The sequence below is a fragment of the Lactobacillus sp. HMSC08B12 genome (genome assembly GCF_001808415.1).
GTDB lineage: Bacteria > Bacillota > Bacilli > Lactobacillales > Lactobacillaceae > Lactobacillus > Lactobacillus delbrueckii.
Genome location: NZ_KV793149.1, coordinates 1 through 9,412, shown reverse-complemented (window position 1 = coordinate 9,412; position 9,412 = coordinate 1). Strand labels below are relative to the sequence as shown.

Here is a 9,412-nt window from a genome sequence, read left to right as displayed (position 1 = left end):
CTTAAGATATCAGTATGACACTACACTAGTACAAAAGAAACACTAAAAAGTAGATAATGTAATAAAGATTAAAGAAAAAAGTAAAGGTAAGTGTAGTTGAAAGAGATTGAGTTACATCTACTTATTGCTGGTTTTGGTCAGTAAAGTCGATCACCAGGTGTTCATTGACGAAGGCGTCCAGGCCCAAAGGACTGAGCTCGCGGCCGTAGCCGGACTTCTTGACCCCGCCGAATGGCAGGCTGCCGTCAGTAATCCAGCGGCCGTTGATGACCGTCATCCCGGTTTCAATCTGGCTGGCGACTTCTTCAGCGTGCTTGATATCGCTGGAGATGACGGATGAACCCAGCCCGTAGCTGGAGTCGTTGGCTAAGGCAATGGCTTCGGCTTCGTCTTTAACCTTGTAAACCACGCAGACTGGCCCGAACATTTCCTGGTCAAACATTGGGTTGTCCTTAGTCATGTCGGTCAGAATAATTGGCCGGCTGAAGGCGCCTGGAGCATCAATTTCCGGGTACTCGTAGTAGACCTTGGCTCCGCCGGCAACTGCCGCTTCCACCTGCTTGGCCAGCTTTTCCTTGGCGGCTTGGGAGTTCATCGGCGGCAGGGTAGTGGAGTCTTCCAGCGGGTTGCCCCACTTAAGGCCGGAGTAAATCTCCTTCATGTCTGCCAGGACTTCTTCATAGCGGTCAGCCAAAACGATCATACGCTTGGATGAGGTGCAGACCTGGCCGTTGTTGTAGGTGCGGGCGTCGCTCAAGGCTGCCTTTAAAACTGCCGGGTCAGCGTCGCTCAAGACGATAAAGGCGTCGTTGCCGCCCAGTTCCATGGTGGACTTCTTCAAGTTCTTGCCGGCGTTTTCGGCTACGGAAGCCCCTCCTCTTTCAGACCCGGTCAAGGCGACACCTTGTACCCGCGGATCAGCGATGACCTGGTCTAGCTGGCTGTAGCTGAGGTAGAGGTTGAGCAAGCTGCCTTCCGGCGCCCCGCCGCTTTTGACGATCTTGGCCGCCAGGGCAGCAGAGCTTGGTACATTATGGGCGTGCTTGAGCAGCATCGGGTTGCCGACGACAAAGTTCGGGGCAAAGACCCTGATGACCTGGTAAAGAGGGAAGTTCCATGGTTCGCAGGCCATGATTACCCCGGTGGCCTGCTTTAAGTAGTAGGCGCGCCCGTATGGGTTAGGCAGGTCGACCGGCTTTAAAAGCTCCGGGCCGTGGTCGGCGTAGTAGTTGAGGATGCCGATGCAGATTTCAACTTCTTCCTTGGCTTCGCTGAGCTTCTTGCCCATTTCCAGGGTCATGGTCTTGGCCATTTCTTCTTCCTTTTCCTGAAACTTGGCCGCGATGTCCTTCAAAATGGCGGCCCGGCTGCTTGGCTCTTCATGCCGCCACTTCTTGTAGAGGGCGTGGGCTAAGGTCAGAGATTCTTCAATCTGCTGGTCAGTCGGGTTTTCGTAGCTGGCGAAGACTTCATTGGTATATGGGTTCACTGATTCGTATTTTGCCATAGATGTTTTCTTCATCCTTTCGAATTAAAAGTTGATCAGACCGGCTTTTACTGCCAATCTAGTGCAAGATTCACAAATATCCCTTTCTCTAGTATAAACCGGTTTCTGATTTTTGATATAGCTAAAGGGTGAAATAATTTTATTATTTGAAGGAATATTTTAACGGCAATTTTTTCAAAGCTTTTGGTAAAGATTTCCCGTTTAATGAAAAAATCCAGTAAGCATGGTAAAATATTTAAAAATTGAAAGGACGAGATTATGCGGATCAACGTTTTGCAGCACACCCCGAATGAGGGGCCAGGGGCCATCAAGGCCTGGGCCGAAGACCGGGGCAATAAAGTCTATGTATACCATCCGGAAACTTTCGGCATCTTCCCGAAAGCTGATGAAACTGACATGTTGGTCGTTTTGGGCGGGCCGATGAGTCCGGGCGATGACCTGCCCTGGCTGGAAGAAGAGCGGCAATTGATCAAGGACTGCCTCAAGCAACACCTGCCGATTCTGGGCATCTGCCTGGGCGCCCAGCAAATTGCCATCTGCTTAGGCAGCAGCGTGTACCCGGCGGCCCACAAGGAAGTCGGCTGGGCTCCGGTCTACAAGCAAAATGACGCTATTGCCGGTTTGCCAGACAAGCTCCTGGCCCTGCACTGGCACCAGGACATGTTTGAAATGCCGGCTGAAAGCCACATGCTTTATTCCAGCGACCTCTTGGCCAACCAGGGCTTTTTGGTCAATGGCAACGTGATCGGCCTGCAGTTTCACTTAGAGCCTTTGGCTGACAATGTCCGCGAAATCGTCATCAATGACGGCGCCTACGCTGAAAGCGGCAATGACTTACACCAGACTCCGGCTGAGATTCTGGCCCAGCCTTTGCCAAGCGCCAACAAGCGCGCCATTTACACCATGTTAGATTATTTAAGCGTCCACTAGGAGGATTCATGACGGCAACAGCACGTATTTATTTAGGTTCATCTTTTCACCGTGACCACCATCAAGCACGGGCCAAGCAGGTCCGCGAATACTTGGCGGCCAACCCGACGGTTGAACATGTCCACTTTCCCTTTGACCAGCAGGTAACCGACCCGGCTGAAGACCCGAATGTCGGCTTTGGCGACGAACGCAGCCTGCTTTGGAAGCAGCAGACCTACCAAAACGACATCAACGGCCTGTCCATGGCCAACTGCGGGGTCTTCCTTTACGACATGGATGAACTGGATGACGGCTGCGCCTTTGAAATCGGCTTTTTGCGGGCGCAGAACAAGCCGGTCATCATCGTGCCTTTCACTAACCAGCCGGAAAAGAAGCCAATCATGAACTTGATGCTGTCTGAAGGGGCAACTGCTTTTATCAAGGGTGACCAGGAACTGGAACTCTTAAAGACTTACGACTTTAACAACTGCCCATGCCGGCCGCTGACTGGCTACGGCACTATTTAAGGCAAAAAATAAACGGTCAATCTCGCGATTGACTGTTTTCGTATGCTTTCTCTTCAAGTTCTTTAAGGAGCTTGCCGCCTTCTTTGAGGATAACCTCGTTTTTGTTCAGGCGGGCGAAGGCCAGGGAGTCATGCAAGTGCTCCAGGGCAGTATTTAGGGACCGCTTCTGGGCCAAGTCGTCCAGAGCCAGCTGGTAAACGACCCGGGCTAAAAAGTAGACCACATGGTGGCTCGATGCCAGTTCGTAGGCGTAGTTGAGCAGGTCGTCAGCGTGCTTGTACTGGCCGTTTTGCCCATAGAATTCACCGGCTGCCGTCAATATGGACATGACTTGGAGTTCTCTTAGGCTGTCCTTAATTTCGACTTTCTTGATCTGGCCCAGGATCTGGTCAAAGTAGTGAGAGGCCTTGTCCATGTCCTGGCTGGCGTAAACCTGGCTGCAGCCCTTAAGGGCCAAGAGGCGGTAGATGTTGTCGGCCTTGAGGTTGTCCGTCGTCAAGATATTGTTGAAATAGAAGAGGGCTGAAACATCGTTGTGGTCCCCGTCCAGGGCCAGCTTCCCGCAGAGGTAGTTGTAGTGCAGAAGGTCCTGCTTGTCGCGGATCTTTTTCTCATTGACCTGCTTGAGGATCTTGCGGACCTGGTCATAGTCGTAGGTGATAAAGTAGAAGTCCGCGGAAAAAAGCTTCTGGGCAATTTCACTTTCCGTGCTGGTCAGCATGATGTCGGATAAAGAGATGTTCATCCGCTCGCAGAGCTGCTTGAGGATCTTGAAAGAGGGGATTTGCCCGTTGTTTTCGAACTTGCTTAGGGTTGACTGGGTGCAGATCCCGTTGCAGAGCTCATTTTGGGAGAGTTTGAGTGACTTGCGGATTTTGATGAATTTTTCAATGTTTATCATGGCTATTCGCTTCCCGTTTTCAGACTGAGGGCATAGTTGAGATAGGTCATGCTTTCCCGGAGATATTCCCGGCCGTAGTCCATGGCGTGGCCGTGGCCGGGGATGATTTCCAGGTCAACCTGGTGGCCACGGCCGGCCAGGCGGCCGGCAAAGTCAGTAACGCCGGCCAGGTCGGTTAGTTCAGCCGCAGAATTCAGCATGAGCAGGCGGCCCAACTTGGTGTAGTCGTAGCTCTGAGCGTCCAGGTCGGCCAAAAGGTCGGAGTCTTCACTGCCGGCATAGGTCAAGACGAAGTACTTGTAAAAGGCTTCATTGATGGCCTGCTGCTTGGTCAAGCCCAGTTCTTCTTTAGCATTGACTGATGGCTTGACCTCCTGGTGGTCGGCCAGCCAGCTGCTGAAGTCGACCGGGGCTGACCAGGTGACGGTTGGAAAGCCGTACATGCCGGCCACCTTCAAAGCCAGGGTGCCGCCGCTGCTGGCCCCGATCTGGACGATATTGTTTTCATCGCCTTCGTCGGTGTAGTTTGAAGCTAAAAGCCAGGCCGCGAAGTTGAGGGCATCCTCGTGGGCAGCCGGGAAGTGGTTCGCTGGAGCCAGCCGGTAGTCGGGCACAAAGGTCATGAAGCCGGCGTTGGCCAGGTCGATGGCTACGTCCCTAATGCTTTCCTTGCTCCCCCGGAACCAGCCGCCGCCGTGCCAGAAGATGAGGATTTTTGTCTGTGAGTCGGTATCGTTGGGATAGTAGATGTCGGTCTTGAGACCATGCTTAAGGTCATAAGCGATATTGTTAACAGTCACAACCATAATCTCATTTTTCCTTTCTGATCTAATTTGAATTCTGATCTTTGCTTTTAACTTAATTATATACTCAAAGCAATAATTTCTGCTTGTCTTTTGGCTTTTTTTGCAAGGAACTTGGATAAGTTTGGGTAAAGCTTGAAGCAAACTGGTGGGGCTGCCGGAGGCTTTTTGCTAAAATTATCCTGGAATTGTTTTTAGGGGGAAAAGACCATGAGTTACGAACAAAGCCGCAAGCTGATCAACCGGCTGACCATTATTTCAACCATCGTGATCATTGGCCTCTGCATCTACTGGTACCAGCTGGGGATTTTTACCAGCCAGGCCAAGATGAGCGCCTATCTGGCTGGCAAAAAGATCCTCGGCCCCATCATCTTTGTCTTGATTCAGATCATCCAGGTCGTGATCCCGATTATCCCCGGCGGGGTCTCCCTTTTGGCCGGGGTCGTCTTCTTCGGCGCCGGGCCCGGTTTTATCTACAACTATATAGGGATCGTCATCGGCTCCTTGATCAACTTCTTCCTGGCCCGCTACTACGGCAAGTCCTTCATCTTGCACATCGTGTCAGAAGAGAGCTTGGAGAAGTATACCAAGTGGACTAAGAACCAAAAGAAGTTCAACTGGTTCTTCGCCATCTGCATCCTGGCCCCGGTTGCTCCGGATGACCTGCTCTGCCTTTTAGCGGGTTTAACGGAGATGAAGCCCTGGACCTACTTCTGGATTATTGTTCTCTGCAAGCCTTGGACTATCGCGGCCTACAGCCTGGGCCTGGTCTACGGGGCCCGCTGGATCATGAGGCTGATGTGATGGAGAGTGAGCGGATATATTTGCGGCCGGTCGGGCCGGAAGATGCTGAGCTGCTTTTGTCTTGGGGGCAGGATCCCTATTACCAGGAGACGGCAGGCTTTGCCCATTACCGGAATCTGGCAGAAGCTGAAGAAGGAGCCTTGGCCTACCAGCAGCGGCCGGCCAGCTACATGATTTGCTTGAAAAAGGGCCAGGCGATCGGTCTGCTGGAGCTGTACCCCCGGGATGGCCAGTCCCGGGAGCTGGGCTTTTTACTGGATAAAAAGTACCAGGGGCAGGGCTACATGACTGAAAGCATCAACTGCCTCTTAGGGGAGGCTTTTAAAGATCCGGAGATCAAGGAAATCTGGGCCGGCTGCCGGGCAAACAATTTGCGGCCCCAGCATTTATTGCAAAAGCTGGGCTTTCGGCAGATGTATGAAGTCGATTACCGGCAAATTCCGCCTTTTTTGGATTTTTCAGCCAAGTATTATTTGCTAAAACGGAGCGAATAGCATAGAATAGAGACAAACACGAAATCCCTAGACTGCCGACAGAGAGTCCGCGTATGCTGAGAGCGGACGGCGGTCGCTTCCAGATTTCATTAGTGTGGGCAATTAATCATTGCACGGCCGGGCACCGTTAACGCTCAACTGAGTGCGGCTCTTTGAGCCGAAACTGGGTGGTACCGCGAACCGTGCGCCGATTCGTCCCAAGACTGGGACGGACCGGCTTTTTTGTTTTTTCGGAGGTTATATATGCTGGATATTAAGGTCATTCGCGAGAATCTTGACTGGGCCAAGGAAAAGTTGGCAACTCGGGGCATCAAGCCTGAGCAATTGGATGAACTGGTAGCTATCGACGCCAAGCGCCGGGAAGCTATGGTGCAATGTGAAAACTTGAAGGCAGAAAGAAACGAAGTTTCAAAGAAGATTGCTGCCGCCAAGCGGGAAAAGGCAGACGCCAGTGAAGCAATCGCCAACATGCGTGAAGTCGGCGCCAAGATCAAGGAATTGGACAAGGAAGTTGACGAATTGCAGGAAAAGCAAGAATACATCCTGCTCCGTTTGCCAAACTTCCCGGCTGACTCAGACCCAATTGGCCCTGACGAAAGCTACAACGAAGAAGTCCGCCGCTGGAACGAACCGACCAAGTTTGACTACCAGCCAAAGGCTCACTGGGACCTGGGCACTGACCTGAACATCCTGGACTGGGATGCGGCAAGCAAGGTTTCCGCAGCCCGCTTCGTTTACTACAAGGGTGCCGGCGCTTTGCTGGAACGGGCAGTTTACAACTTCTTCCTGGATGAAAACACCAGCGAAGGCTATACTGAAGTCATCACCCCATCCTTGGTCAACAATGACTCAATGCAAGGAACTGGCCAATTCCCGAAGTTTACGGAAGACGTCTACACTATTGTTGACAACGACGACCCGGAAGTAGCCCGGAACCTGACTTTGATTCCAACTGCTGAAGTTCCTTTGGTCAACTACTTCAGAGGTGACATCATTGATGGCAAGAACCTGCCAATCAATGTGACTGCTTTGTCACCAGCCTTCAGAAGTGAAGCTGGTTCAGCTGGCCGCGACACCCGGGGCCTGATCCGGATGCACGAATTCCGCAAGGTAGAAATGGTCAAGGTGGTTAAGCCAGAAGACTCCTGGAAGGAACTGGAAAACCTGACCCACAACGCTGAACACCTGCTGCAAAAGCTGGGTCTGCCATACCGGGTTGTAGCCTTGTCAACCGGGGATGCATCCTTCACCAGTGCCAAGACTTACGACTTGGAAGTCTGGATGCCAGCCCAGGACACTTACCGGGAAATCTCATCCTGCTCCAACTGTACTGACTTCCAGGCCCGCCGGGCACAAATCCGTTACCGTGACGAAGACGGCAAGGTTAAGCTGACCCACACTTTGAACGGGTCAGGCCTGGCTGTCGGCCGGACGGTTGCCGCTATTTTGGAAAACTACCAAAACGAAGACGGCACGGTTACCGTACCAGAAGCTTTGCGTCCATACATGCACGGCATGACCAAGATCACGCCAGAAGTTAAGTGGCACTAGTGCTAAAAGGAACTCCGCGGAGGGGTTCCTTTTTGCGTGGGAAATTTTTCTAAAAAACTTTTTGCAAAAGTGTAACCTTTCAGCTCCCTTAGGTGTCTATTAGGGTAGAGGAGATGAGGGCCTCGAAAAGCAAAAAGTAAAAGGACGGAAAAAGACAGTGAGAGAAACTGAAATCATCGGGCAGTTCTTCGCCAGAGACGAAGCTGCGCTCACTTCAGTCCAGAGTGAATATGGGGCATACTGCTCAACGATTGCCCGCAATATCTTGCGGGATAAGGAGGACGTTGAGGAGTGCCTGAACGATACTTGGCTGAAAGCCTGGAACACGATTCCGCCGAAGCGGCCGCAGAGCCTCTTGGCCTACCTGGGGCGCGTCACGCGCAATGGAGCCTTGAACATGGTCCGCGACCAAAAGCGGCAGAAACGAGCTGGGGATCAATATACCACCTCGCTGGATGAAATTGGAGAGTTATCCGGCGCGGTCCAGGGGCAGGCAGAGCTGGAAGGGATTGAGAGCAGCGCTTTGACGGAGATCATCAATGATTTTCTGGCAGGCCTGCCAAAAGAAAAAAGAATTATTTTTGTTCAGCGGTATTTTTACATGGATGCTGTCAGCGATATTGCGGCAGCTAACGGGATGACCGTGTCGGCTGTCAAGGTATCATTATTGCGGATGCGCCGCAAGCTGGGCAAAAAGCTGCAGGAAGAAAAGTATATTTAAAGGGGATATTATTATGAAAAACACTGACTTAATGGATGCAATGGGCGGAATCAAGACTGAGTACATCGTGGAGGCAGCAGCCAGCCGGGGGCAAAAGAAGGTTATTCCTTTGTCAGCCAAGCGCAAGCCGTGGGTCCGCCTGGTGGCAGGGATCGCGGCCGCAGCTGCTTTCAGCGTGGCTTTGCCAAACACGAGTCCGCAGGTGGCTAATGCCATGCAGAACTTGCCAGTTGTGGGGAACTACTTCAAGCTGGTGACCTTCCGTGATTACCACTATGAAAGCCGCAAGCATTCAGCCGATATTTCTGTTGATAAAGTTGCCGTCAGCGGGGTAACCGGGCCGGCAACCAAGGAGGCCAAGAAGAGCAGCCAGGCAGTCAACCGGGAAATTGTCCAGGAAACTGACCGTTTGACCAAGGAATTCAAGGCATCTCTGAAGAAGGGCGGCTATGGTTCTTTGACGGTCAAGACCAAGCAAGTGACTAACAACCGCTACTGGTACGTGGTCAAGCTGACAGCCGTGCAAACGCAAGCTGACAGCGGGGAAAGTAGCCGCTACTACGTCTTCAGCAAGGCCAGCGGCAAGCAGGTCAAGCTGGGGGACTTGTTCAAGAGCGGCAGCAACTACCAAAAGGCCATCAGCCAGAACATCATTAAGCAGATGAAGCAGGAAATGAAGGCTGAAAAGAACAAGAGCTACTTCCTCAAGGAAAATGGCAATCCGGACGGCTTCAGCCAGATCAAGAAGAAGCAGCAGTTCTACATCAACAAGAAGAACCAGGTGGTTATCGTCTTCAACCAAGGCGAAGTTGGCCCAATGTCCATGGGCAGCCAGAGCTTCGTTTTGCCAAACAAGCTGGTTGCCAAACTGCAGAGATAAAAATACAGAGATTTGAAGAATGTAGAGTGTAGAGAGAAAAGAAAAAACTGGGGTAAAAGAGTATGATGGAGTGAAGAAAATGGTGACTTAGGTCGCCATTTTTCTTTTGCCCAGCTTCTTTTGCCGATTTCTAGAAAAAATCGCAGAAATTTTCTCTGCTTTTTTCGGGAAAAGCAAGCGAAATAAGAACAATCCTTTGTTAAAAGAAGGAAAAATGCTGTTAATCCGATTTATTGCCGCTGAAGGAGAAAGCTGAGCGACAACAACTCGGCCGGGTGCGCCAATCATAAAACGAATGAAAAAGCAAATTTGACG

General features: G+C 51.6%; 11 protein-coding genes. 7 read left to right on the top strand and 4 right to left on the bottom strand.

Going from position 1 to position 9,412, the window contains the following annotated elements:
• Nucleotides 1-121: 121 nt before the first annotated feature.
• A complete protein-coding gene (locus HMPREF3168_RS04675; protein ID WP_070488696.1) occupies nt 122-1,507 on the bottom strand; it encodes an NAD-dependent succinate-semialdehyde dehydrogenase in 1,386 nt (461 codons plus the stop codon).
• A gap of 258 nt (nt 1,508-1,765) precedes the next feature.
• Here HMPREF3168_RS04675 and HMPREF3168_RS04670 point away from each other — a divergent pair, with 258 nt between their 5' ends.
• Nucleotides 1,766-2,437 carry a type 1 glutamine amidotransferase gene (locus HMPREF3168_RS04670; protein WP_070488694.1) on the top strand — a complete coding sequence of 224 codons (672 nt, stop codon included), beginning with the start codon at nt 1,766-1,768 and terminating at the stop codon, nt 2,435-2,437.
• An 8-nt stretch (nt 2,438-2,445) separates the two neighbouring features.
• Nucleotides 2,446-2,943 carry a nucleoside 2-deoxyribosyltransferase gene (locus HMPREF3168_RS04665; protein ID WP_002879327.1) on the top strand — a complete coding sequence of 166 codons (498 nt, stop codon included), beginning with the start codon at nt 2,446-2,448 and terminating at the stop codon, nt 2,941-2,943.
• Nucleotides 2,944-2,959: 16 nt separating this feature from the next.
• Here HMPREF3168_RS04665 and HMPREF3168_RS04660 read toward each other — a convergent pair whose 3' ends face one another.
• Together HMPREF3168_RS04660 and HMPREF3168_RS04655 are read right to left on the bottom strand one after the other, a co-directional pair.
• On the bottom strand, nt 2,960-3,844 hold the full coding sequence (locus HMPREF3168_RS04660; RefSeq protein ID WP_070488692.1) for a helix-turn-helix domain-containing protein: 885 nt from the start codon (nt 3,842-3,844) through the stop codon (nt 2,960-2,962).
• Nucleotides 3,845-3,846: 2 nt separating this feature from the next.
• Nucleotides 3,847-4,650, bottom strand: coding sequence for an alpha/beta hydrolase (locus tag HMPREF3168_RS04655; protein ID WP_003612118.1), 804 nt, complete (start codon nt 4,648-4,650; stop codon nt 3,847-3,849).
• Nucleotides 4,651-4,857: 207 nt separating this feature from the next.
• Between HMPREF3168_RS04655 and HMPREF3168_RS04650 the strand changes: the two genes are divergently transcribed.
• The 5 genes from HMPREF3168_RS04650 to HMPREF3168_RS04630 all read left to right on the top strand — a co-directional run bounded on the left by HMPREF3168_RS04650 (nt 4,858) and on the right by HMPREF3168_RS04630 (nt 9,097).
• On the top strand, nt 4,858-5,451 hold the full coding sequence (locus tag HMPREF3168_RS04650; RefSeq protein WP_003612141.1) for a TVP38/TMEM64 family protein: 594 nt from the start codon (nt 4,858-4,860) through the stop codon (nt 5,449-5,451).
• Nucleotides 5,451-5,945, top strand: a complete 495-nt coding sequence (locus HMPREF3168_RS04645; RefSeq protein ID WP_003612143.1) for a GNAT family N-acetyltransferase — start codon at nt 5,451-5,453, stop codon at nt 5,943-5,945. Before HMPREF3168_RS04650 ends, HMPREF3168_RS04645 begins: the two co-directional genes overlap by 1 nt.
• Before the next feature lie 243 nt (nt 5,946-6,188).
• Complete coding sequence (gene serS, locus HMPREF3168_RS04640) at nt 6,189-7,496, top strand: serine--tRNA ligase (RefSeq protein ID WP_003612150.1); 1,308 nt, start codon at nt 6,189-6,191, stop codon at nt 7,494-7,496.
• A gap of 157 nt (nt 7,497-7,653) precedes the next feature.
• Nucleotides 7,654-8,217 (top strand): RNA polymerase sigma factor, encoded by a 564-nt coding sequence (locus HMPREF3168_RS04635; protein WP_003612122.1) that lies wholly within the window; start codon nt 7,654-7,656, stop codon nt 8,215-8,217.
• 13 nt (nt 8,218-8,230) lie between these two features.
• Entirely contained in the window at nt 8,231-9,097 is an 867-nt protein-coding gene (locus tag HMPREF3168_RS04630) for an RsiV family protein (protein ID WP_003612147.1), read from the top strand.
• 87 nt (nt 9,098-9,184) lie between these two features.
• On the opposite strand, the gene HMPREF3168_RS10300 is transcribed toward HMPREF3168_RS04630, so the two are convergent.
• On the bottom strand, nt 9,185-9,412 hold a 228-nt coding region (locus HMPREF3168_RS10300; protein ID WP_168161987.1), incomplete at its 5' end, for a hypothetical protein.

Coding starts and splice junctions, on each gene's coding strand:
- serS (WP_003612150.1), top strand. CDS start 6,189: ATGCTGGATATTAAGGTCATTCGCGAGAATCTTGACTGGGCCAAGGAA.
- HMPREF3168_RS04660 (WP_070488692.1), bottom strand. CDS start 3,844: ATGATAAACATTGAAAAATTCATCAAAATCCGCAAGTCACTCAAACTC.
- HMPREF3168_RS04675 (WP_070488696.1), bottom strand. CDS start 1,507: ATGGCAAAATACGAATCAGTGAACCCATATACCAATGAAGTCTTCGCC.
- HMPREF3168_RS04645 (WP_003612143.1), top strand. CDS start 5,451: ATGGAGAGTGAGCGGATATATTTGCGGCCGGTCGGGCCGGAAGATGCT.
- HMPREF3168_RS04630 (WP_003612147.1), top strand. CDS start 8,231: ATGAAAAACACTGACTTAATGGATGCAATGGGCGGAATCAAGACTGAG.
- HMPREF3168_RS04670 (WP_070488694.1), top strand. CDS start 1,766: ATGCGGATCAACGTTTTGCAGCACACCCCGAATGAGGGGCCAGGGGCC.
- HMPREF3168_RS04650 (WP_003612141.1), top strand. CDS start 4,858: ATGAGTTACGAACAAAGCCGCAAGCTGATCAACCGGCTGACCATTATT.
- HMPREF3168_RS04665 (WP_002879327.1), top strand. CDS start 2,446: ATGACGGCAACAGCACGTATTTATTTAGGTTCATCTTTTCACCGTGAC.
- HMPREF3168_RS04655 (WP_003612118.1), bottom strand. CDS start 4,650: ATGGTTGTGACTGTTAACAATATCGCTTATGACCTTAAGCATGGTCTC.